This window comes from Rhodococcus sp. (in: high G+C Gram-positive bacteria) (assembly GCF_049299235.1).
In the GTDB taxonomy this organism is placed as follows: Bacteria; Actinomycetota; Actinomycetes; order Mycobacteriales; family Mycobacteriaceae; genus Rhodococcus.
This window is the reverse complement of record NZ_JBAQXC010000192.1, coordinates 1-22,475: the sequence shown is the minus strand read 5'-3', so window position 1 is coordinate 22,475 and position 22,475 is coordinate 1. Positions and strand designations below refer to the sequence as shown.

The following is a 22,475-nucleotide window of genomic DNA, read 5'->3' as shown; positions in this document are numbered from 1 at the left end:
GCCCAAGGCACGCAAGCGCGGTGGCGCGCACGGCGGCAAGGCGTCCGGCGACGCGGTCACCGCGCCGATGCAAGGCACCGTCGTCAAGGTCGCGGTCTCCGAGGGTCAGGAGGTCGCCGAGGGCGATCTGATCGCCGTCCTCGAGGCCATGAAGATGGAGAACCCGGTCACCGCACACAAGGCCGGTGTCGTCACCGGACTGGCCGTCGAGCCGGGCGCCGCCATCACTCAGGGAACGGTGCTCGCCGAACTCAAGTGATGCCCTGACAGGCGCTCTGACAGCAGGGACGTGCCCCGCGTGGATCCGACGATCCGCTCGGGGCACGTCTTCTTTGTGTACGAATCTCCCACGCTGCCATTCGAACGCATGTACTATTAGAACATGAGTTCGAATTCGAAGTTCGGGAGGACGGCAACCACCGTCGACGAACCCCGCACCGTCGACGAACCCCGCACCGTCGACGAACTCTGCACACTCGACCTCGACGCACTCTCCGACGACCACATCGTCGAGGCCTTGCGCGCCGCCGAAAGACTCCGCCGCCGACTCGACGACCTCGATGCCCGACTCGTCGCGCACGTCGAACAACGCAGTCTCAACAATGCGGTAAAGCTGTCCACACCCCAGAAGTACCTCATCGAACTGCTCCACGTGTCCCGCGCCGACGCTGCCCGACGCGTCAAGAACTCCCGCCTGCTCGCACCTCGTATCACACCGAGCGGAGCCATCCTCGACCCCGTACTTCCGGTTACTGCCCGAACCATCGCAGACGGCGCCGCCGGCGCTGCCCACGCCGACGCCATCCGACGGGTCGTCGAAAAGATCCCCGGTCGTTTCGACAACGATGCGGTCGCCACCATCGACCGCATCCTCGGCACCCTCGCCGCCACGGCCACCCCCGACGACATCACCACCGCGGGCATCGACCTGCTTGTTCGTCTGGACCCCGACGGCGCTCCGCCCGACGACCGGGACCGCCACGCCCGCCGAACGTTGCGGTTGGCACCCCAATCTGCCGATCTGATGTCGCATATCCGTGGCGACCTCCACCCGACCACCCGGGCCAAATTCGATGTGATCCTCGCCACCTGGGCCCGCCCCGGGATGAACAACCCCGACGACCCCGAGTCCCCCAGCGGCAGCAGCGACCGGCCTGATCTCGACCAGGCCACGCTCGACCAGGCCGCCCGCCGCGATCTGCGCACTCCCGGCCAACGCCTTCACGACGCGTTCGACGCCATCTGCACACACGCACTCGAATCCGGCGTTCTCGGAAAACATCGCGGACTTCCCGTCACGGTCATCGTCACCATGACACTCGACCAACTCGAACACGCGAGCGGGCTCGCCACGACTGCCACCGGTGGCGTTGTCCCGGTCACCGACGCTCTGTGCATGGCCGAACGTGCCCACCCGGTGCTTGCACTGTTCGATCACGCCGGTGCGCCCCTGCATTTCGGGCGGTCCAAGCGGCTCGCCACCGTCGATCAACGCCTCCTGCTCACCGCCTGGCAACGCGGCTGCACCCGCCCGGGCTGCGACGCTCCCGCCTCCCACTGCGCCGTGCACCACATGGCGGAATGGCAACACGGTGGCCCCACCGACATCGACAATCTCGCGCTCGTCTGCGACACCGACCATGCCCGGATCACCGACTCCGGATGGCGCACCACCGCCGACCCCAGCGGCCACCGGCCCCTGTGGACCGCGCCGCGCCTGCTCGACCCGACCCGCACACCCCGACGCAACCACCGGCACCATCCCCACGAACTCGTCACCCACGCCATCCTGTCGGCGCCGACGAACCCTGCGCCCCGTCGCCGACGCCGACCGATGATGCACTGCAGCGACCGAACCGACCCGGAGTCCGCACCAGCCACCGACGAAACGTGCGGCTAGTGTGGCTGTATGGCCGAGCCGCACGAGATACGCATCGGCACCGCCGAACGCGAACTGGCACAGCGGCTGCTCGGAGAGCACTTCGCCGCCGGGCGGCTGACACTGGGCGAGTTCGAGGAGCGATCCGGTGCCATCGAGGCCGCAACGACGCGTGGTGACCTGGTGGTCCCGTTCTCCGACCTACCGCTGACCGAACCAGCGCCACGACGCCGGCGGGGACGTGGACGTGGACGTGGAATCATTCTCGGTCTGCTACCGCTGGTGTTGCTGTGCGTCTTCGTCGTCGCTGACCGCTACGACATCGGGCTGTGGTTGCCCGCGACTGCCGCACTTGCGGCAGCGGCGGGCGCGATGCTCGTCGTCCGGTCGCGCCCAACCCCTGAGCCTGCCTCCGAACCGGACGCCGCGGCGGTCGAGCCACATCCGGCTCCTCGAACAGCACCGTCGGGTGCCGCGATTCTGGACGCGCTCACTCTGCTGCCCATCGGGTTGGTGGCGGCCGCGTCGATGGTGGCGATCCGGTTTCCCGTCGTCACGTTGATTTCCGCGGTCGTTCTCGTCGCGGTCGTGGTCAAGGCCTATCGGATCATCACCGGGCGGCCCGGTCACGGCGTGTGAGAACCCTGAGTGCTGGGCGATTAGTCTGGTGAGCATGTCCGATACCCCCGAGGTTCGCATCGGCACCGCCGAACGCGAACAGGCGCTGACCTTACTCGGTGAACATTTCGGTGCCGGCCGACTCACCTTCGCCGAATTCGAGGAGCGCAGTGGCAAGGCATCGGCTGCGACGACCCGAGGCGACCTGGAGGTCCTGTTCACCGATCTGCCCGCAACCACGGCGAACACCCCGGTCCCGGCATCGGAGGCAGTGCCGGAGAAGCGGGGACTGCCCGATCGCTGGCGCGACGTCATCGCGGGGGTGACACCGGCCGTCGCGCTCGTACTGTTCTTCGTATTCCACAGTTGGTTGTGGTTCCTGCTCATCCCGGTCGTCAGTGTCGTCCTCTACGCGGGCCGCGATCAGGACCATCGTTCTCGGGACCGGAAACGCGGCAGACGACGGCACCACCGAGACGGGAGCGACATCTGATGGAACCGGTCGAGATCAACGCGGGCAACTGGTATCTGCTCGCCGAGGACACCGAAGCCTGGGATGCCGATACCCAGTACCGCTGGTCGGTGCGGGAGGCGACGACCGCCGACCCGGTCGCCGACGTGACGCTGACACCGGACGGCACGATGACCGGTCATGCCCGCGACGGTGAAGACGCCGCGTTGACCGCCGCGAGTCGGGCGGTACGCGGATTCGCCGAAGCCGCACTCGGACTGACAGTTCGCGACGCCTGACCGGTGCCCGCACTCATCTGGCGGCGCACACTGCCACTGGCCCTGGTGACGATCGTGGTGACCGCAATGCTCCTGTCCCCCGGTGGCACCGCACCGGAAGGCCCGCCGCACACCGACAAGGTCACGCACGCAGTGTTTTTCGCGGCGCTGGCCTACTGCTCGCGGTATGCCCGGATCCCCGTCGGGTGGACGATCGTGTGGCTCGCCGGGTACGGCGTGCTGACCGAAGTGTTGCAGGCGACGGTCGCTGTTCGTCGTTCGGGATCGGTGTGGGATTGGTGCGCCGACCTTGTCGGTGTGCTGATCGGTCTTGCTGTGTTCGCTACCGTGGCGCGTCGCCGATCCCGCCCCACACCCTGAGACCGCTCGGCGGCGTTCCCCATCCGACGACTCTGGTACGGTCGGCGACGCGGCACCACCGAATGGGGGAACGGTGCCGCTCGTCGACGGGGGAATCGTTGAGTGCACCAACCGCTCTACCACCATTTCTGTATCTGCCGTGCGCCGAACCCGTGTCGGATCGGCCCGTGCGGCGATCGTCGCAGGTCGCGTACCGAACGACGACGTAGCCGTCGATCTCCTCGTCGACATCTGGACACCGTAACCATGCCCATCGACACTCGAATCGACGGAAACCCAGCCGACATCCAGCGCGTCGCCGACTGGATCAGAACCATCACAGCCACCGCGGTCGACACCGCCACCGACACCGCCGAACGAGCCCGACGAATCGCCGACGACGCCTGGGACGGAACAACATCCCACGAGTTCCTCACCACCACCAGCACCCAACTGGCCACCGCCGACCGAATGCACGACCGGATACGTGATATCGCCGGACGACACGAAGCAACCGCAACACACCTGGCCGCGGTGCTCGGCGACATGGCAACCATCCGCGACACCGCTGCCGCCGCCGGACTCACCGTCACCGACACCGTCATCACAGATCCACACGACGACTCCGACCCCACACATCGAACCGCCTACGACTGCGCCCACACCGCCGCCCTCGACGTCCACTCGCACTGGGCCGACACCGTCGCCGCACTCACCGACACCTGGGCAGACGAGGCATGGGCCGCATCGTTCATCGCGAGCACCGGACTCGACTATCTCAAGACCGACCTCAAGGACCGGATCGGCAACCTCCTGGGCAAAGCCGACCACCTCACTGCAACCTCCATCCACTCGATGCAGGCGGTGCTGGATCTTCCCGACGGCACACCCTACGAGCAGGTCCGACGCTCCGTCGGTTCCGTTCAGGGCATCCTCGACGACGCAGCGACCGCAGCACGCGCCGCAGACAATCTGACAGGCCCCGCGACGTCCCTACGCCGATTCGCCGGGCCGGCCGGACTTGTCGCCGGGGTCGGCATCGACTACTACGGCGGCGGAGAGTCCCTCGAACAGGCCGTCGTGTCGAACGGCACCGGACTGGCCGCATCGATCGCTGCCGGTGCCGCCACCGGCGCATTGGTGGGATCTGTGGTCCCCGGTCTCGGTACCGTTGCCGGCGCAGTGGGAGGAACCATCGGAGGCATCTTTGCATCCGGTGTTGTCGACGACATCTATGAGAATGGCATGCATTCGGTCGGCCAGTCGGTCCGAGCGGGCAGGTCCGAATTGATACAGGCCACGACCGCAATCGTCGAGCTCGGTGGTGTCACCGTCGGTGGCGTCGTGAGCTGGGGAAGAGGTGTCGCGGATGCGTTCTCCTGAACTGTCCGCTCCACGAGTCTACGGCCTGCGCCGCGTGATGTTGGCGCTCATCGTGAGCTCCTGCTGGACTCTCCTGACCCTCGGACTTGTCGTTGCCGCGGTCGTCGAAAATTTCGTTCAGGGACGATTCGAGATCGACTCGGAGTGGTTTCCTATCGCATTGTTCGGAACGGCCTGCCTGATGTTCCCTGTCGCGATACTTCTGTCGTACAGCCCCCGAACTCGGTCATCACATATCTCGGTGGGCACCCACGGGTCTGTACCAGCACTGGCGTTGCGGCAGTCCCGGTCGATTTTCGCTACCGAGGTCGTCTTCCATCTCGGCCTGGCCGGTTTCTTCTCGTCGATGATCGCAGCGGTCCACGAACCCGGCGATCCCATCGGCGGGAGCATCGTCGTGCTGGTCGTAACCTGCGGCTGGCAAACGTGCTACCTGACTCTCGTCCTGCTCGGGCGCCTGCGCCCCGGTAGCATCGCGATCCGGGCCGACGGGATTGCATTCACCAATCGCGCTTCGGACACCTGGATCCCGTGGGAGGCGGTTCAGCTGAACAGTCGGCTCCTGAATCCCACCCACGCCGACATTCTCGTCGACGACAGCTGCAGCGTCACGGTCGTTTCGCGGGTGCCTCGGCCTTGGCGGCGATTCGACAGCCGCCCCCCGGGCGATGTTCAACCGTCACCCGGGAAGTGGCACGGGCGGGTGGTGAGCATCGACCGCCGCTATTTCCGAATTGCACCTGAACTGATCGATTCCGCGTTGCTGCACTACATCGCCAATCCTGATGCGCGACATGAACTCACCAACCCCAACGCCATTGCGCAGATCGTTGCCCAGCTTCGCGGCCACGCACCTGGACCGTGGTGGCGCTCGTACCGGACACCGGTATCCGTACCGGTACTGACATCACCTGCTGCCCTGCCCGATCGGGAATCGACATGACCATGCGGACAATAATCCGAGAGTAGCTCCGCGGCATCACTTGTCGCGAACGGATACCGCACTCTCGGTGTCGACCAAGCGTGTCCGCAACGCCTGCAGGGTGTCGTCGTCGAGCCCCAAACCTGCCGCGAAGTAGTGCTCGATCGTGCCGAAGCGATTGGTGACCTCGTCGAGCGTCGCCTCGAGGTAGTTGCGTTGCACACCGAGCAGCGGACGAAGCACGGCTGGATCACCACCGACTTCGCGGAACTTCGCGAACAACGGTTCGAACGTCGGCAGCAACAGTTCGTTGGTACGCAGATAGTCGGCGAACACATCGTCCTCGTCCGCACCGGCGAAAAGCAGCAGCGACGCCGCGGCCCACCCGGTGCGGTCCTTGCCCGCACTGCAGTGCACCAACGCTGGCACCTCACCGTGGGCGATGCCGGTGGCCATCCGCCGATACGACGCGGTGGCACTCGGTAGCGTCACGAAATCTCGGTAGCTGCCCAGCATATACTGCTCGGCACGGCCATCCGACAGTTCCTTCGCGACCAGGTCGGGGTTCGCAACAAATTCCGGCAGGGAGGCGGCCACGGATGCACCCGCACGGTCGGCGAAGACGTCGAGCCCGATGTGGACAGCACCGTCGGGAAGCCGATCGGGACGCCGTTCCACTTCGGCGGCGGTCCGCAGGTCGAAGACAGTGGTGAGTTGCAGTGTCGCGAGCGTCTCACGGTCGGTGTCCGTGAGACGGCTCAGATCGGTCGAGCGGAACACGACGCCGGTGCGCACCACACCGCCGTGGGTGCTCGCGTATCCGCCGATGTCCCGGAGGTTGGCCAGCGACGGAAACGCGAAGCTCGATCCGTTGCCGATGTTGTCTTCCACTGTTTCAGACACATGCAACAACGTACGCGGAGCCGCCCGGATGTGCCGTCCGTGCACCCACCTGGCAGGACGGGCTCACAGCGGGCGACAATCGGCGGCGCACCCCGGATTCTGCGACGGTGCGTCCGCGGTCGTCGGTCGATGCAGCACTGCTGAGGTCGGTCGCACCTGCAGTACGCCGTCGCGGACGGTGGCGTCGCCGTCGACGATCAGCGAGTAGCCGCCGGCCTCCGCGGGTGGATAGACCAGGGAGACAGCCGGGTGCGCACCTGCGTTGGCGGCGGTGCGCCTGCCGGGCCCGTCGATCAGCAGATCGACGCCGCTCCGCACCGGTGTCACCGCCACCGCGTGGGGCCGGGAGTCCCCGGTTGTCAGCAGATACGCATAGCCGAAGTCCGCGAGTGCCGCGTCCAGCGCAGCGAGGTTGACTGGGATGCTCACGTCCCCGAGCGTGCTCGGGATCGAGCGCGCGGTCAAGGCATCGGGGTCGCAGCACAGTGCCGCGCCGCACCGCCCGGAGGCGATGCGGCGCGGCTCACGACAGCTATTCGACAGTTCCTGTGGCACTGCCGATGAAGTACGGCAGACCGACGCACGTCCCGGACACCGGATCGGCGGCCGCTGTGCCCTTCACGGTGCCAGGCGCGAAGGCCACGATCTGGAATCCCGGCTCCATGATGAGGCAGACCCCCAGACCCGGATCGACCTCGGCATCGAAGGGAGCGCCTACGGCACCGGGCGTCACCGTCGGCTGTGCCGACGCGGCTCCCGCTCCGAGGACGACCGCGGGGGCGATGAGCGCGGTGGCGACGGCGGCGCGCAATGCGATCTTGTTCATGATCCTTCTCCAATACTGTTGCGGCGCTTTCGCTACCGGCTTCTCTGGTACTTCGTCCGGTGGTTCCCGGTCACGACAACAACTTTCCGCTGAACGATGCCTCTCCGAATCCGTGCTGACGCGGGAATCGCACCCGGTGCAGGCACTGGATGAGGTTCGGTGCCAGCACGGTGGAGCGGTCACACGGACCGGAGGAGACTGAAACGGTTCGGGAGGAGATCCGATGGTGCGTGCTCGCGCGATCCCGGTTTTGATCGGGTTGGCCGCCGTGCTCGTGGCGGTGGTCATGGTCTCGGTGGACTGGTCCACCGAGGCCACCCACGATCCTGCCCGGGCGTTGCTGCTCGGACCGCGCGAGGCGTTCGCCGCGGCCCAGGGCCCGTTCCTGCCGGTGTTCGGCACCACCGAACTGATTCTGTTCCTCGGCGCGGGTATCGCGTTCGTGGTGTCCGGCGCGATTGCCTGGCAGTTCCGTCCGCACGATCTGACCGGCCCGCTCATCCTCGCGGCCGGCCTGTTGTGGCTGCTCGGTGGTTTGCGGCGATCGAGCAACCCCGTTGCGTTCACGATCGGAATCATCGCGACGAATTTGTATCTGCCGGTGCTGCTTCAGGCGGTGATCGGATTCCCCACCGGCCGTCTGCATCACCGTTGGGAGAAGTGGTTCGTCGGGGTGACCTGGGTACTGGCGACCATCGGGGTCGTCGCCGAGTGGATGTTCTTCGATCCGCGCGCGTCCGTCACGCTGCTCCCGTCGACATCGACGCACCTGCTGCTCGTGCGCCACGATCCCCGATTGGCCGATCCGATCCAACTGGTGGTCGGCGGCGGCGCACTGATTTTGGCCGCCGTCGTGGTTGCTGTGGTGATGGTGCGCTGGCGTCGCGGTTCGCCCGCGTATCGAGCGGGTTTCGCGCCTCTCGCGGTCGCCTATGCCGTCGCCGGTCTGGTGACGGTGGCGATTTTGTCCACGGCGGTCCGGGTGCCCGGTTCCCCGTACATCTGGATCCTGAATCTGCGATATCCGACGGCGGCACTGTTCCCGGCGGCGGTGGCGGTCGGGTTGGTGCGGTACCGGCTGGCGCGGGCCGCGATCAGCGACGCGATGGTCGAGATCGGCGATGCGCCCGTCGACGCCGGCTTCGTCGACGCATTGCGTCAGGCGGTGAGCGATCCGACCCTGGTGGTGTGGACCTACGCGCCCGACACCCGCACGTACGTCGATACCGACGGAAACCCGCAGGTGCTCCCCCGGAATTCGCGTTCCCGCGCGGCCACGATCCTCGAACGCGGCGGGCAACCGGTCGGTGCTGTGGTGTATGACGCGACGCTCGAAGCGCAACCGGAGTTGCTCGCCGCGGTGCGGTCCGCGACGAGTCTCGCGCTGGACCACGAGCGTCTCCGCAGCACGCTGGCCGAGCAACTCGAGGAGGTGCGCCGGTCGCGTGAACGGATCGTGACAGCAGGGGACGTGCAGCGGCGGCGTCTCGAACGCGACCTGCACGACGGCGCGCAGCAACGTCTGGTTGCGGCCGCGTTGTTGCTGCGCCGCGCGCAACGTACCGACGACGACCTGGAGTTGCGCAAGTTCCTCGCCGACGGCGCGTCCGAACTCGACAAGGCGCTGGTGGAGTTACGTGAGCTGGCGCGTGGGGTGTATCCGCCGGTGCTGACCGAACGTGGACTGGTGGTGGCATTGAAGTCGCTCGCCGAACGCACGCCGATTCCGGTGCGTATCGACGATCGGCTGGGCGTGCGGTTGCCGGCTCCGATCGAGCTGGCGGCGTATCTCATCACCGCTGAGTCGGTGACGAATGCCGCGAAGCATTCGGGTGCGTCGGTGGTGGACATCGAGTTGGAACGGCAGGAAAACTCGCTGGCACTGACCATCCGCGACGACGGTTGCGGTGGGGCTCTGCCGACGACGGGTGGTGGTCTGGACGGACTCGCCGACCGTGCGGCCGCGCTCGGTGGATATCTGATGTTGTACAGCCCACCGGAGCACGGCACGATCGTCGCCGTCACGTTGCCGATCGGACCCGAATCAGATTCGGCGATCGCGAGGTGATCCCGGAGCCGTTTCCTTCACTGATCGACATCATCCTGTGCGGTGCCTGAAGCCGTTCCACGAAGACGCCGAGTGGCGTTCAATGGAATCGGATGGCCTCGTCAGGAGGTGCGCAGCGGTGGACGAACGCGGTGAGCTCGGTCCGGGCACGGTCTTCGCGGGTTACACGATCGAGCGGTTGCTCGGCATCGGCGGGATGGGCACGGTGTATCTCGCCGCGCATCCGCACCTGCCGCGCCGAGTGGCGATGAAGGTGTTGCATCCCGGTCTTGCGTCCGATGAATATGTCGCCACCCGATTCGAGCGTGAGGCCGCGCATGTCGCGCGACTCGAACATCACAACATCGTTCAGATCTTCGACCGTGGCCGTGAGGGCGGGCGACTGTGGATCACCATGCAGTTCGTGCCCGGTGTCACGGCCGCGGATCTTGTTGCGGTCGAACCTGTCCCGCTCGCACGAGCGGCGCATATCATTTCGGAAACCGCTGCCGCCCTCGATTTCGCACATCGGACGGGGGTTCTGCATCGCGATGTGAAGCCGGCGAACATCCTGATCGCCGATCCGACCGTTCCGGGTGAACCGGAGCGGGTGCTCCTCACCGATTTCGGTATCGCCAAGGCACTCGACGAGACCGGCCGTCTCACCCGCACCGGAATGTTCGCGGCGAGTCTGCAGAACGCCGCGCCGGAACAATTCGACACGTCGGTCACCCTCGACCATCGTGCCGATCTGTATTCCCTGGGGTGCACGTTCTACCACCTGATCACGGGGCGACCCCCGTATCCGGGCGAGACGTTGCCGCAGCTGTGGCACGGGCATGCCCAGAGCCCGATCCCGCAACCCAGCGTCACGAGGCGTGATGTTCCGGTCGCACTCGACGCGGTCGTGGCGCGGGCGCTCGCGAAGGATCGGGAGGACCGCTATCGGTCGTGCCGGGAATTCGCCGACGCTGCCGCCGCCGCACTGGACAGCAGCGGTGCCCGCACAACCGGCCACACAGGACAGGGTTTGCCGACAGGACAGGGTTTGCCGACAGGACAGTGGTCCGAATTCGACCGGCCGGCACCACGACGCGCTGGGCAGCGCACCCGCCGAAGCCGCCCGCTACGGGTGGTTCTCGCCGACGACTCGGTGCTGCTGAGAGAAGGCATCCGCAGTCTGCTCGGAGACGAGGGCATCGAAGTGCTCGGTGAGGCGGGCGATGCGGCCGAGTTGCTCACTCTTGTCGAACGGACGCACCCCGATATCGCCGTGGTGGACATCCGGATGCCGCCGACACATACCGTCGAGGGGATCGAGGCGGCGCGGACGATTCGCACCGAGTTCCCGGAAACGGCGGTGCTGCTGTTGTCGCAGTATGTCGAATCAGAGTATGTGCTGGATTTGCTGACGAACGGCGCGGGCGGGCTGGGTTATCTGCTCAAGGACCGGGTCGCCGACATCGACGAGTTCATCGACACGCTGCACCGCGTTGCGGACGGCGGGTCCGCGATCGACCCGAGTGTGGTGAGCCGGATGGTGTCCCGTCCGCATCCCGGCAACCGACCCATCGACGATCTGTCGGCCCGGGAACGAGAGGTGCTCGCCCTCATGGCCGAGGGTCGTTCCAATCGTGCGATCGGTGCGACGTTGTTTCTCGGAGAACGCACCGTGGAGGCGCACATCCGGTCGATCTTCCTCAAGCTCGGATTACATCCGGAACCGGAGGATCACCGTCGGGTCCTCGCGGTTCTCGAACATCTCGAGGCTTCTGCCTCGTGACCCAGCACCTCGTGACCCAACACCTCATGACCCAACACTTCTGCCCAGCACCCGATCCAGTGCACCGACCGCCTCGTCGAGTTCGGCGGTCGTCACGGTCAGCGGTGGCCGGAACCGGATTCCGCGGATTCCGGTCCCGATCATGAGCACGTGCTCATCGGTGAACAAACCGGCCAGAACCTGGTCGCGCTCCTCCCGCGACGGCAGGTCGATCGCGCACATCAGGCCGCGCCCACGCACGTCGGTGATCTGCGGGTGCCGGTCGGCGAGCCCGCGCAGCGACGACAGCAGATGCGCGCCGGTGAGCCGGGCCCGGTCGACGAGGCGGTCCCGTTCGATGACCTCGAAGATGCGGCGGGCCCGCACCATGTCGGTGAGGTTGCCGCCCCAGGTGGAGTTCAGACGGGAACTGACGGCGAAAACGTTGTCGGGGACGTCGTCGAGGCGCCGGCCCGCCATGATGCCGCACACCTGCGTCTTCTTGCCGAACACCACGATGTCCGGGACGACACCCATCTGCTGATACGCCCACGTCGTGCCGGTCATACCGACACCGGTCTGCACCTCGTCGAAGATCACCAGCGCATCGTGCTCGTGGCACAGTTCCGCGACGGCCTGGAAGAACTCGGGACGGAAGTGGTGGTCGCCGCCTTCACCCTGGATCGGTTCGGCGATGAAACAAGCTATGTCGTCAGGGTTTTCGGCGAACGCTCGGCGGGCCTGGTCGAGTGCCCGCGCTTCTGCCTCGGCCACGTCACGACCCTCGGCCAGGTAGGGGGCGTCGATACGCGGCCAGTCGAACTTCGGATAGCGGTCGGTCTTGACCGGGTCGGTGTTGGTCAGCGACATCGTGTATCCGGTACGACCGTGGAACGCGTCGGTCAGATGTAGCACCTTACTGCCGAGCCGAGCGTCGCGGCCGCGAGATTCGTTGAGCCTGCTGGACCGGTCGAATGCCGCCTTGAGCGCGTTCTCGACTGCGACGGCACCACCGTCGACGAAGAACAGGTGCGGCAATGCGGGGTCACCGAGAATCCGCGCGAACGTGTTGACGAATCGGGCCATCGGCACCGTGTAGATGTCGGAGTTGCTCGGCTTGTTGGCTGCCACCGCGGCGAGTTCGTCGACGAATTCACTGTCGTCGACGAGGCCGGGATGGTTCATGCCGAGTGCGGAGGATGCGAAGAACCCGAACATGTCGAGGTAGCCGGTGCCGTCGCGTTGGTCGACGAGACGCACACCCGAGGACTTGTCGAGGTCGAGGACGAGATCGAATCCGTCGGCCAGGATGTGGCGGCGCAAGATGTCGTGTACCCGGTTCGGCGGTAGCTGCTCGGCACCGCCCGGGCTCCGGAATGCAGTGCTCATGGCCCGAGGTTACGCCTCAACCTTTACTCGCGCACGGGCTTGCAGCCGGAAAATATGCTTGATATGAACCTAACGATCGTAAAATGTTTGGAGTATGACGGTGCTGCGGGTCGCGACATTCGCGGTCGCGCGGATCTGCTGCAGCAGAGATTCGAGTTCCCGCGGCGATCCGACACGCACGAGCAGGACGTAGCTCTCGTCGCCCGCCACCGAGTGACAGGATTCGATGGCGTCGATATGCCGCAACCGGGCGGGTGCGTCGTCCGGCTGGGACGGATCGAGAGGGGTGATTGCCACGAATGCAGACAGGCCGAGACCCAACGATTCGGGGTCGACCGCCGCCGAATACCCGCGGATCACCTCCCGCGATTCGAGTCTCCGCACTCTCGACTGCACCGCCGAAATCGACAGCCCGGCCTTCTCCGCCAGCGCCGACAACGTGGCCCGGCCGTCGGCGATCAGTTCACGCAACAACAACCGATCGATCTCGTCCAGGGATTCTCTCGAGGTTTCCGGCACCAGCGCAGGCTATCCGAGCACGGAAGGACCACACTCATGAATCCGATCCCCGACCTCGCCGCACGCGCGGCGCAGGCGTTGCGGCGCTGCGGTGCCGCCGCACCGGCACACGACGGCCCCCTCGGCGTCATCACACCGATCGACGGCACCGAACTCGCGCACCTCCATCCGCACACCGCCGGCGACGTCGACGCCGCGATCACGGCGGCCGACGACGCGTTCCCGGCATGGCGCGCGGTGCCGGCGCCGGAACGCGGCCGGCTCGTGCGCCGACTCTCGGAACTACTCACCGAACACAAGTCCGACCTGGCAGAACTGGTCACCCTGGAGGCAGGCAAGATCACCTCCGAGGCGCTCGGCGAGGTCCAGGAGATGATCGACGTCTGCGATTTCGCGGTCGGCTTGTCGCGCCAGTTGTACGGCCGCACGATGCCGTCGGAGCGGCCGGGGCACCGGTTGATGGAAACGTGGCATCCACTGGGTGTCGTCGGCGTGATCTCGGCATTCAACTTCCCGGTCGCGGTGTGGTCGTGGAACACCGCGATCGCGTTGGTGTGCGGCGACCCGGTGGTGTGGAAACCGTCGGAATCGACCCCGCTGACCGCGCTGGCCTGCGATGCGCTGGTGCGCCGCGCCGCCGCGGACGTGGGTGCACCGGACGGTCTGCACCACGTGATCCTCGGCGGCGCCGCCGTCGGCGAGGCACTCGTCGACGATCCGCGTGTCGCGTTGGTCAGCGCGACCGGGTCGGTGCGGATGGGCCGAATCGTCGGCCCGCGGGTGGCAGCACGATTCGGCCGGGCCCTGCTCGAACTCGGCGGCAACAACGGCGCGATCGTCACCCCGTCGGCCGATCTGGACCTGACGGTGCGGGCAGTTGTGTTCGCCGCCGCAGGCACCACCGGGCAACGCTGCACGACGCTGCGCCGCCTGATCGTGCACCGATCCGTCGCCGACGAAATGGTCCGCCGTATCGCGACTGCCTACTCCGGCCTTCCTGTCGGAAACCCGTTCGACGAGGGAGTTCTGGTGGGGCCGTTGATCTCCGGCAGCTCCTATGAGTCGATGGCCGACGCCCTCGGGCGCGCCGAACAGGACGGAGGTGTGCGCGTCAGCGGTGGCGACCGCGTGGACGGGCCGGGCGAGTCGTTCTACGTCTCCCCCGCGCTGGTACGGATGCCCGCGCAGACGGATGTCGTTCGGGAGGAGACGTTCGCACCGATCCTGTATGTGCTGACCTACGACGAATTCGACGAGGCGATCACCCTGCACAACGCGGTGCCGCAGGGTTTGGCGTCCTCCATCTTCACCACCGATTCCCGTGAGGCCGAACGTTTCCTGACGTCTTCCGATTGCGGTATCGCGAACGTGAACATCGGCACCTCGGGCGCCGAGATCGGCGGTGCCTTCGGCGGCGAGAAGGAAACCGGTGGTGGCCGCGAATCCGGATCCGATTCGTGGAAGGCCTATATGCGCCGCGCGACGAACACGATCAACTACTCCGACGAGTTACCGCTCGCACAGGGCGTCGAGTTCGGCTGATTCACCGCATGTTTCGGGATCCGCCCACCCTGCAGCACGAGCGGATTCCGTATCGTCGCGCCGATTCGGCACCCTACCTGCGCCGGATCCGAATCGGCTCGGCAGGCCGAACGGATTCGTTGCCGGGCAAGGGTTCCTCGCCGCGCCGGGCGAGCACCTCGGACACCGATGCCGCCGCGCCCAGGGATACGGACCCTCCGCGCGCGGGGGTTTCCTCGTAGAGCTCGAACCACGGGTATCCGCGCTTGGTGTATTCCTGTGCGGTGATCGGTGCGGTGGGCGGCTTCTCACCGGTGAGCGCCTCCCACCGGTCGCTGTTGACCAGTTCGATGCGCACCACCGAGTGATGGTCGAGATTCCACGCGTCGTGGTCCTCGACGGGCGTCGCGACCGCCTGCTCGATCGCACCGCCTGCACCGAATCCCATCGACGGCGTCGACGGGGCCGAACTGAAGGCCCGCATCGGCCGTTGCTCGTCGACACGCTTGCGCTCCTCCCAGATCTGCGCGCGGATCGGGTACGCGGCGATCCGGACCCCACCGACCGCGACACCCGCATCGAGTTGCTCTTCGACCGTGTAGCCGGCACCGAGCGGCGCAGCGACGAACTGGCGAACCTTGCCGGGTGCGACACAGAATCCGTCGAGCCACGGCTGCGCCGGCACCTCGACGTAGTCCTCCGCATCGAAATCCGGCTCCTCGGACCATCTTCCGCCGGTCACCGCGTCGATATTGCCGACGCCGATCTTTACGAGGAACGGGTAACGGCCGTCGAACTTGATCCAGCAAGCTTCCGACTGCCACATCGGCAACACCAGCACGTCGTCGACGACCCGGATGGGGAAGCGGCCCAGACTCGGGGGCAGCGGATACGTGGTGCCGTCGTCCGGGACGCGCACGGTGCGGTGGAACGACACGGCCAGTTCGGCGTCGGCGTGTACTTCGGGGAATTCGAAGTACAGCCTGTCCGGATCGACACTGAGAGCCATCCTCGGGTTCCTTCCGCTCCGGCGTGCCGCGTGTCGGTGAGCCTACGCCCGGCCGGCAACTTCGTCCTCGTGCCGTACAGCGTGTGGTAGACCGGGGGGCATGGACCCCGGCCGGACCGCACCCGGCGCCCTCGACGCACTGGCGCGACTACTGCCAGGCGGTGCTCTGATCACCGACCCGGACATCCTCGCCGGATACCGGCAGGACCGCGCACTGGACCCGGATGCGCGCGTACCCGTGGCGGTGGTGCGGGCCCGCACCACCGCAGACGTCTCGGCGACCCTGGCATGGGCGAACGCACACCGGGTTCCGGTGGTGCCCCGCGGCGCGGGAACGAGCCTGTCCGGCGGTGCCGGGGGCCTCGCCGCCGGGATCGTACTGAGCACCGAGAAGATGCGTGACATCACCATCGACCAGCTCACCCGCACCGCCGTCGCCCAGCCCGGACTGCTCAACGCCGAGGTCAAGGCGGCCGCCGCGGAACACGGCCTGTGGTACCCGCCGGACCCGTCGTCGTTCGAGATCTGCACGATCGGCGGCAACGCGGCCACCAATGCGGGCGGATTGTGCTGCGTGAAATACGGGGTCACCACCGACTATGTTCTCGGCCTCGAGGTGGTCCTCGCCGACGGCACTGTCGTGCGACTCGGCGGCCCGCGTCTGAAGGACGTGGCGGGACTGTCACTGACGAAACTGTTCGTCGGGAGCGAAGGCACACTCGGAGTCATCACCGAGGTGACCCTGCGGTTGCTGCCGCCGCAGCCGCCGGCATCGACGATGGTCGCGACGTTCTCGTCGGTTCGCGGCGCCGCCGATGCGGTGCTGACGATCACCGGGTCGCTGCGTCCGGCGATGCTCGAATTCATGGATCGCGCATCCATCAACGCCGTCGAGGACGTCCTGCGCATGGGCCTGGACCGCACGACCGAAGCGATGCTCATCGCACGGTCCGACGCACCGGGTGCGGCCGCCGCCGAAGAAATCGCGACGATGATGCGGGCGTGCCGTGACGCGGGGGCCGACGAGATGTTCGACACCGACGACCCGGAGGAAGGCGAAGCGTTCGCGGCGGCCCGGCGCATGGTCATCCCTGCGATCGAGCGCACCGGCAGCCTCCTGCTCGAGGACGTCGGTGTTCCGTTGCACGCTCTTCCCGCGCTGGTCGGGGGCATCGCGGAGATCGCCGAACGCAACGCGGTGACGGTCGCGGTGGTCGCGCACGCCGGGGACGGGAACACCCATCCGCTGATCGTGTTCGACCCGGCCGACGATGACATGACAGCCCGGGCGCACACCGCGTTCGGCCAGATCATGGCGTTGGCGATCGGTCTCGGCGGCACCATCACCGGAGAGCACGGAGTGGGCCGGTTGAAGAAGGCGTGGCTGCCCGATCAGGTCGGCCCGGAGGTCATGGACCTCACCCGACGAGTCAAGGCGGCGTTGGATCCGAACGCGATCCTCAATCCTGGCGTTCTGTTCTGACCCGCCATCGAGTACCGTGTCGTCGTGCACGAGGATCTCGACAGGTGACCGAACATATGCGACAGACCACTGCTGACCTGCCGCTGCGCGACACCCGGTTTCGGGAGTTGGAGGCGCACCCGGAGTTCGAGACGGTAACCGCGTGGTTGCGGGACTATGTGCAATCGGCGGTGCCGAACCCGAGGATGGGTGAGCGCCAATACTGGGCGGTGGTGTGTCTGCCGTTCACCGCCGCGTCGGAGTCCACCCAACGCCTGTGCAGCGTGCATGCGGGCGCGTACGAGACCGCCTGCCTGTACATCGAGACGACACCGGAGGGAGAGCACCGGATCGGCGGCTTCGTCACCGTGGACACCGCCACCCTCGAACGCGAAGCCGGCACCGACGTCGGCAGCCTCGAGGCGGCGAACCCCGGGTTGCGGTTCCGGACCCAGCGGACGGCCACGACCATCCGGTGGTCCACAGACAGCAAGGAACAGTTCGACGCGCTGCCGTGGCGGTCCGCGGCCCTGCACCTCGTCACCGACGTGATGAAGGTCGGCAGGTGTCTGGAAGCGTCGAATCACAGCGCGCAGCTCGCCCGGTTCGCGCGGACGGACTGAGTTCGGCCTCGACGTCGCGCCACACCGGTGATACTCGATGGACCGTCTTCATCCATCGACCTGCCGCCGATCGGAGGCCTGTCATGGCGAACGTCCCACCCGCCGAACGTTCCGGGTTCCATGTGCGGCCGACACTGCGGAAGCAGTGCTGGGGATTCGTCATCGGCGCGGCCTGTTTCGCGATCGGATCCGCACCCGTACTCGCCGGCCTCCTCGGCACCTCGACCGTCAACGTCGTCTTCTTCGTCGGGGCCTGGTTCTTCACCGGGGCCGGTCTGATCCAGCTTCTCCGCAGCGGGCCGATGACCGCGGAGCACGACGGGCAGCAGGTAATCCGCGCTGATTGGCTGTCCGCTGCCGTGCAGAGCGTCGGCACGCTGCTCTTCAATGTCAGTACTGCCGCGGCACTCCAGACCTACGACGTGATCGACGAACGGCACTTCGTGTGGCGTCCCGACGCGGCGGGATCAGTGGCGTTCCTGATCAGCGGCGCGCTGGCCCTGCGCGTCTACACCGACCGGGAGCGCACCCGGGTACCGCGCGGTCGCGACGGCTGGGCGGTGTGGCTGAATCTGCTCGGATGCGTCGCGTTCGGGGTTTCCGCTGTCGGGGCCTTCGTCACCGGTACCGGTGCCGAGGCGAGCGACTTCTGGGCGAATGCCGGAACGTTCGTCGGTGCACTGTGTTTCCTCGTCTCTGCTCTGCTCTCGCTGCGCACCGACGCCTGATACCCCGATCTCCGGACCGCCCGTTCCGCACCGGTCCCGTCCCCGTGTCGGACCTCGGGTGCACCATGGACGGGTGACCGACGTCCTCGACCGTTTCTCCGCGCCCACCCGCGAATGGTTCGCCGGCGCGTTCGCGGCGCCCACCCCCGCCCAGTTGGGTGCGTGGGAGGCGATCTCGTCGGGTCTGCACACACTGGTCGTCGCACCGACCGGCTCCGGCAAGACCCTCTCGGCGTTCCTGTGGTCGCTCGACCGGCTCGCAGTCGAACCCCGCGACGCGCGCACCACCCGGGTTCTGTACGTCTCACCGCTCAAGGCCCTGGCCGTCGACGTCGAACGGAACCTGCGCGCACCGCTGGTCGGGATCACCCAGACCGCGAAACGACTCGGCCTCGATCCCCCCGAGGTCACCGTCGGGGTGCGCTCGGGCGACACCACCCCCGCCGACCGGCGGAGGCTCGTCCAGAAGCCACCGGACATCCTCATCACCACCCCCGAATCGCTGTTCCTCATGCTCACCTCCGCCGCACGCAGCACCCTCGCCGGAGTGGAGACGGTGATCGTCGACGAGGTGCACGCGGTCGCCGGAACCAAACGCGGCGCACACCTCGCCGTGTCGCTCGAACGCCTCGATCTGCTGCTGCCGCGGCCGGCACAGCGGATCGGCCTGTCCGCGACGGTGCGTCCGCACGAGGAAGTCGGCCGGTTCCTCACCGGTTCGGCACCCATCCGGATCGTCGCCCCGCCGGCGTCCAAGACCTGGGATCTGTCGGTCCGGGTGCCCGTCGAGGACATGACCGAACTCGGCGTCGAGGTGCCGGCCGAGGACTCCCTGTCTTCCACCCCACAGGCCGGGTCGATCTGGCCGCACGTCGAGGAACAACTCGTCGACCTCATCACCGCACACCGGTCGACGATCGTGTTCGCGAATTCCCGGCGTCTCGCCGAGCGACTGACGGCCCGGCTCAACGAGATCCATGCCGAACGCGCGGGCATCGCGGTCGACCGGGATCCGCGACCGCCCGCGCAGATCGGCGCACCCACCGAGGTGACCTACGGGGCCGAACCGCTGTTGGCCCGCGCCCACCACGGCTCGGTGAGCAAGGACCAGCGCGCGCTGATCGAGGACGACCTCAAGTCGGGCCGGCTCGCGTGTGTCGTTGCGACGTCGAGCCTCGAACTCGGCATCGACATGGGCGCGGTCGACCTGGTGATCCAGGTGGAGGCCCCGCCATCGGTGGCCAGCGGACTGCAACGTGTCGGCCGCGCCGGCCACCAGGTCGGTGAGGTCTCGCGGGGGGTCCTGTTCCCGAAACATCGCACCGACCTGATCCACTGCGCGGTCACCGTCGAACGGATGGTCGCGGGCCGGATCGAGGCGCTCCGGGTACCGGCGAATCCCCTCGATGTGCTGGCACAGCAGACCGTGGCCGCGACGGCACTCGAACCGATCGACGTCGACGACTGGTTCGATACCGTGCGCCGCACCGGATCGTTTGCGTCGCTGCCACGCTCGGCATACGAATCGACCCTGGATCTGCTGGCCGGACGGTATCCCTCGGACGAGTTCGCCGAACTGCGGCCACGTCTGGTGTGGAATCGCACCGACGGCACACTCACCGGACGGCCCGGTGCGCAACGCCTCGCCGTCACCTCCGGCGGCACGATCCCCGATCGCGGCTTGTTCACCGTCTACATGGTCGGCGAAAAGTCGACGCGGGTGGGAGAACTCGACGAAGAAATGGTGTACGAGTCGCGGGTCGGCGATGTCTTCGCGCTCGGTGCCACCAGCTGGCGGATCGAGGAGATCACGTTCGACCGGGTGCTGGTCTCCCCCGCCTACGGACGGCCCGGCAGGTTGCCGTTCTGGCACGGTGACGGACAGGGCAGACCCGCCGAACTCGGGGCCGCCCTCGGCGCGTTCGTCCGCGAACTCGGCCACGCCTCTCCCGACGACGCCGAAACACGCTGCAAGGAAAGCGGACTCGACGGCAACGCAACCACCAACCTGATCCGGCTGCTCGACGAGCAACGCACCGCGACCGGGCACCTGCCCACCGACCGCACCCTCGTCGTCGAACGGTTCCGCGACGAACTCGGCGACTGGCGACTCGTGCTGCACTCCCCGTTCGGGTTGCGGGTGCACGCGCCGTGGGCATTGGCCGTGGGCGCGCGCCTGCAGGAACGGTTCGGCATCGACTCGAATCCGACGGCCTCCGACGACGGCATCATCGTCCGATTGCCGGACACCGCGGACGATCCGCCCGGCGCGGACATCTTCGTGTTCGACCACGACGACATCGAGGATCTGGTCACCGAGCAGGTGGGCGGGTCGGCGCTGTTCGCCTCCCGCTTCCGCGAGTGCGCGGCCCGCGCCCTGCTGCTGCCGCGCCGGAATCCGGGCAAGCGCGCACCGCTGTGGCAGCAACGACAACGGTCCGCGCAGTTGCTGGACGTGGCCCGCCGCTATCCGACGTTCCCGATCCTGCTCGAGACGGTCCGGGAATGTCTGCAGGACGTCTACGACCTTCCTGCCCTACGAGACCTGTTCGGACGCATCGCCCGTCGTCAGATTCGCCTCGTGGACGTCGAGACCGCCACCGCCTCCCCGTTCGCGAGTTCGCTGCTGTTCGACTACGTCGGCGCCTTCCTCTACGAGGGCGACAGCCCCCTCGCCGAACGCCGCGCGGCCGCCCTGTCGCTGGACTCGTCGCTCCTGGCCGAACTTCTCGGGCGCGTCGAATTGCGGCAACTGCTCGACGCCGACGTCCTCACCGCGGCCGAACACGAACTGCAGCGACTGGTGCCGGACCGGCGGGCCCGCGACGCCGAAGCAGTCGCGGATCTGCTGCGGTTGCTCGGGCCGCTGACCGTCACCGAACTGTGTGAGCGCACCACCGCCGATCCGTCGGAGTGGGTCGCCGGCCTCGCCGCGCAGCATCGTGTCCTTCACGTGTCGTTCGCCGGCAGCCTGTGGTGGGCTGCGATCGAGGATGCGTCCCGGCTGCGCGATGCGCTCGGTGTGCCGTTGCCGATCGGTGTCCCGGCCGCGTTCGTCGAACCGGTCGCCGATCCGCTCGGCGACCTGATCGGCCGGTACGCCCGCACCCACGGGCCGTTCACCACCGCGGAGGCAGCGGCCCGTTTCGGCCTCGGCACCGCCGTCGTTCAGGATGTGCTGCGCCGGCTCGCCGACGAGAAGCGGGTGGTCACAGGCGAATTCCGGCCCGGGGCGACCGGTTCGGAGTGGTGCGACACCGAGGTGTTGCGCAGGCTGCGCCGCCGATCGCTCGCCGCCGCGCGGCACGAGGTGGAACCGGTGAGCACCGCGACCCTCGGCCGTTTCCTGCCCGCATGGCACCACATCGGCGGGGGACTGCGCGGCATCGACGGCGTTGCGACCGTCGTCGACCAACTCGCCGGTTTCCCGGTGCCCGCCAGCGCCCTCGAACCGCTCGTGCTGGCCCCGCGGGTGCGGGATTACTCCCCTGCGATGCTCGACGAACTCACCGGGACCGGTGAGATACTGTGGGCTGGTGCGGGTTCCATCTCGGGTAAGGACGGCTGGGTGTGCCTGCATCCGGCCGACACCGCGCCGACCACACTCGCACCTCCCACCGAGATCGAGTTGGGCGACACGCACCGCGCGATCCTGGGCGCGCTGGCCGGCGGCGGCGGGTACTTCTTCCGTCAACTCGCCGACGGTCTCGTAACGCAGGGCATGGATGTCCCCGACGGCCAGGTCGCGGCGGCGTTGTGGGATCTGGTGTGGGCGGGCCGGATCGGCGGCGACAC

At 67.4% G+C, this 22,475-nt stretch carries 21 protein-coding genes; 15 read left to right on the top strand and 6 right to left on the bottom strand.

All coding sequences use genetic code 11. The features are described from left to right. From WAX14_RS11730 to WAX14_RS11695, 8 genes are all read left to right on the top strand, one after another. Positions 1 to 259 (top strand): acetyl-CoA carboxylase biotin carboxyl carrier protein subunit (locus tag WAX14_RS11730; RefSeq protein ID WP_422628238.1); only part of this gene is annotated, 259 nt, incomplete at its 5' end. A 123-nt stretch (positions 260 to 382) separates the two neighbouring features. Continuing rightward, the gene (locus WAX14_RS11725; RefSeq protein ID WP_422628237.1) at positions 383 to 1,900 is read left to right on the top strand and encodes a DUF222 domain-containing protein; all 1,518 of its coding nucleotides are present in this window, start codon (positions 383 to 385) and stop codon (positions 1,898 to 1,900) included. Positions 1,901 to 1,909: 9 nt separating this feature from the next. Beyond that, positions 1,910 to 2,518, top strand: coding sequence for a DUF1707 SHOCT-like domain-containing protein (locus WAX14_RS11720; RefSeq protein ID WP_422628236.1), 609 nt, complete (start codon positions 1,910 to 1,912; stop codon positions 2,516 to 2,518). Between the two features lie 34 nt (positions 2,519 to 2,552). Continuing rightward, complete coding sequence (locus WAX14_RS11715; protein ID WP_422628235.1) at positions 2,553 to 2,990, top strand: DUF1707 SHOCT-like domain-containing protein; 438 nt, start codon at positions 2,553 to 2,555, stop codon at positions 2,988 to 2,990. After that, a complete protein-coding gene (locus tag WAX14_RS11710; protein WP_422628234.1) occupies positions 2,990 to 3,247 on the top strand; it encodes a hypothetical protein in 258 nt (85 codons plus the stop codon). The genes WAX14_RS11715 and WAX14_RS11710 overlap by 1 nt, the downstream gene beginning before the upstream one ends. A gap of 3 nt (positions 3,248 to 3,250) precedes the next feature. After that, a complete protein-coding gene (locus WAX14_RS11705) occupies positions 3,251 to 3,607 on the top strand; it encodes a VanZ family protein (RefSeq protein WP_422628233.1) in 357 nt (118 codons plus the stop codon). A gap of 246 nt (positions 3,608 to 3,853) precedes the next feature. Then, entirely contained in the window at positions 3,854 to 4,969 is a 1,116-nt protein-coding gene (locus tag WAX14_RS11700) for a hypothetical protein (protein ID WP_422628232.1), read from the top strand. Then, positions 4,956 to 5,912 carry a hypothetical protein gene (locus tag WAX14_RS11695; protein WP_422628231.1) on the top strand — a complete coding sequence of 319 codons (957 nt, stop codon included), beginning with the start codon at positions 4,956 to 4,958 and terminating at the stop codon, positions 5,910 to 5,912. The genes WAX14_RS11700 and WAX14_RS11695 overlap by 14 nt, the downstream gene beginning before the upstream one ends. 36 nt (positions 5,913 to 5,948) lie before the next feature. Here WAX14_RS11695 and WAX14_RS11690 read toward each other — a convergent pair whose 3' ends face one another. The 3 genes from WAX14_RS11690 to WAX14_RS11680 all read right to left on the bottom strand — a co-directional run bounded on the left by WAX14_RS11690 (position 5,949) and on the right by WAX14_RS11680 (position 7,620). Then, positions 5,949 to 6,794, bottom strand: a complete 846-nt coding sequence (locus WAX14_RS11690) for a tyrosine-protein phosphatase (protein ID WP_422628230.1) — start codon at positions 6,792 to 6,794, stop codon at positions 5,949 to 5,951. Positions 6,795 to 6,857: 63 nt separating this feature from the next. Beyond that, positions 6,858 to 7,223 (bottom strand): pyridoxamine 5'-phosphate oxidase family protein, encoded by a 366-nt coding sequence (locus tag WAX14_RS11685; RefSeq protein ID WP_422628229.1) that lies wholly within the window; start codon positions 7,221 to 7,223, stop codon positions 6,858 to 6,860. A gap of 103 nt (positions 7,224 to 7,326) precedes the next feature. Further along, positions 7,327 to 7,620 (bottom strand): hypothetical protein, encoded by a 294-nt coding sequence (locus tag WAX14_RS11680; protein WP_422628228.1) that lies wholly within the window; start codon positions 7,618 to 7,620, stop codon positions 7,327 to 7,329. Positions 7,621 to 7,843: 223 nt separating this feature from the next. Here WAX14_RS11680 and WAX14_RS11675 point away from each other — a divergent pair, with 223 nt between their 5' ends. Beyond that, on the top strand, positions 7,844 to 9,688 hold the full coding sequence (locus tag WAX14_RS11675) for a sensor histidine kinase (RefSeq protein WP_422628227.1): 1,845 nt from the start codon (positions 7,844 to 7,846) through the stop codon (positions 9,686 to 9,688). An 82-nt stretch (positions 9,689 to 9,770) separates the two neighbouring features. Beyond that, positions 9,771 to 11,450: a protein kinase domain-containing protein gene (locus tag WAX14_RS11670; RefSeq protein ID WP_422628226.1), complete on the top strand. Its 1,680-nt coding sequence runs from the start codon at positions 9,771 to 9,773 to the stop codon at positions 11,448 to 11,450. A 24-nt stretch (positions 11,451 to 11,474) separates the two neighbouring features. On the opposite strand, the gene lat is transcribed toward WAX14_RS11670, so the two are convergent. Together lat and WAX14_RS11660 are read right to left on the bottom strand one after the other, a co-directional pair. Next, a complete protein-coding gene (gene lat, locus WAX14_RS11665) occupies positions 11,475 to 12,818 on the bottom strand; it encodes an L-lysine 6-transaminase (protein WP_422628225.1) in 1,344 nt (447 codons plus the stop codon). Between the two features lie 69 nt (positions 12,819 to 12,887). Further along, complete coding sequence (locus WAX14_RS11660; RefSeq protein ID WP_422628224.1) at positions 12,888 to 13,337, bottom strand: Lrp/AsnC family transcriptional regulator; 450 nt, start codon at positions 13,335 to 13,337, stop codon at positions 12,888 to 12,890. Positions 13,338 to 13,373: 36 nt separating this feature from the next. Between WAX14_RS11660 and WAX14_RS11655 the strand changes: the two genes are divergently transcribed. After that, positions 13,374 to 14,879 carry an aldehyde dehydrogenase family protein gene (locus WAX14_RS11655; protein WP_422628223.1) on the top strand — a complete coding sequence of 502 codons (1,506 nt, stop codon included), beginning with the start codon at positions 13,374 to 13,376 and terminating at the stop codon, positions 14,877 to 14,879. A gap of 73 nt (positions 14,880 to 14,952) precedes the next feature. On the opposite strand, the gene WAX14_RS11650 is transcribed toward WAX14_RS11655, so the two are convergent. Then, positions 14,953 to 15,867: a hypothetical protein gene (locus WAX14_RS11650; RefSeq protein ID WP_422628222.1), complete on the bottom strand. Its 915-nt coding sequence runs from the start codon at positions 15,865 to 15,867 to the stop codon at positions 14,953 to 14,955. Between the two features lie 100 nt (positions 15,868 to 15,967). Between WAX14_RS11650 and WAX14_RS11645 the strand changes: the two genes are divergently transcribed. From WAX14_RS11645 to WAX14_RS11630, 4 genes are all read left to right on the top strand, one after another. Then, on the top strand, positions 15,968 to 17,350 hold the full coding sequence (locus WAX14_RS11645; protein WP_422628221.1) for an FAD-binding oxidoreductase: 1,383 nt from the start codon (positions 15,968 to 15,970) through the stop codon (positions 17,348 to 17,350). A gap of 44 nt (positions 17,351 to 17,394) precedes the next feature. Continuing rightward, the gene (locus WAX14_RS11640) at positions 17,395 to 17,952 is read left to right on the top strand and encodes a hypothetical protein (RefSeq protein WP_422628220.1); all 558 of its coding nucleotides are present in this window, start codon (positions 17,395 to 17,397) and stop codon (positions 17,950 to 17,952) included. 83 nt (positions 17,953 to 18,035) lie between these two features. After that, positions 18,036 to 18,680, top strand: coding sequence for a hypothetical protein (locus tag WAX14_RS11635; protein WP_422628219.1), 645 nt, complete (start codon positions 18,036 to 18,038; stop codon positions 18,678 to 18,680). Between the two features lie 73 nt (positions 18,681 to 18,753). Beyond that, positions 18,754 to 22,475: ATP-dependent helicase (locus tag WAX14_RS11630; RefSeq protein WP_422628218.1), on the top strand; the 3,722-nt coding region annotated here is incomplete at its 3' end.

Coding starts and splice junctions, on each gene's coding strand:
- WAX14_RS11650 (WP_422628222.1), bottom strand. CDS start 15,867: ATGGCTCTCAGTGTCGATCCGGACAGGCTGTACTTCGAATTCCCCGAA.
- WAX14_RS11710 (WP_422628234.1), top strand. CDS start 2,990: ATGGAACCGGTCGAGATCAACGCGGGCAACTGGTATCTGCTCGCCGAG.
- WAX14_RS11695 (WP_422628231.1), top strand. CDS start 4,956: ATGCGTTCTCCTGAACTGTCCGCTCCACGAGTCTACGGCCTGCGCCGC.
- WAX14_RS11675 (WP_422628227.1), top strand. CDS start 7,844: ATGGTGCGTGCTCGCGCGATCCCGGTTTTGATCGGGTTGGCCGCCGTG.
- WAX14_RS11635 (WP_422628219.1), top strand. CDS start 18,036: ATGGCGAACGTCCCACCCGCCGAACGTTCCGGGTTCCATGTGCGGCCG.
- WAX14_RS11700 (WP_422628232.1), top strand. CDS start 3,854: ATGCCCATCGACACTCGAATCGACGGAAACCCAGCCGACATCCAGCGC.
- WAX14_RS11670 (WP_422628226.1), top strand. CDS start 9,771: ATGGAATCGGATGGCCTCGTCAGGAGGTGCGCAGCGGTGGACGAACGC.
- lat (WP_422628225.1), bottom strand. CDS start 12,818: ATGAGCACTGCATTCCGGAGCCCGGGCGGTGCCGAGCAGCTACCGCCG.
- WAX14_RS11720 (WP_422628236.1), top strand. CDS start 1,910: ATGGCCGAGCCGCACGAGATACGCATCGGCACCGCCGAACGCGAACTG.
- WAX14_RS11680 (WP_422628228.1), bottom strand. CDS start 7,620: ATGAACAAGATCGCATTGCGCGCCGCCGTCGCCACCGCGCTCATCGCC.
- WAX14_RS11645 (WP_422628221.1), top strand. CDS start 15,968: ATGGACCCCGGCCGGACCGCACCCGGCGCCCTCGACGCACTGGCGCGA.
- WAX14_RS11655 (WP_422628223.1), top strand. CDS start 13,374: ATGAATCCGATCCCCGACCTCGCCGCACGCGCGGCGCAGGCGTTGCGG.
- WAX14_RS11715 (WP_422628235.1), top strand. CDS start 2,553: ATGTCCGATACCCCCGAGGTTCGCATCGGCACCGCCGAACGCGAACAG.
- WAX14_RS11725 (WP_422628237.1), top strand. CDS start 383: ATGAGTTCGAATTCGAAGTTCGGGAGGACGGCAACCACCGTCGACGAA.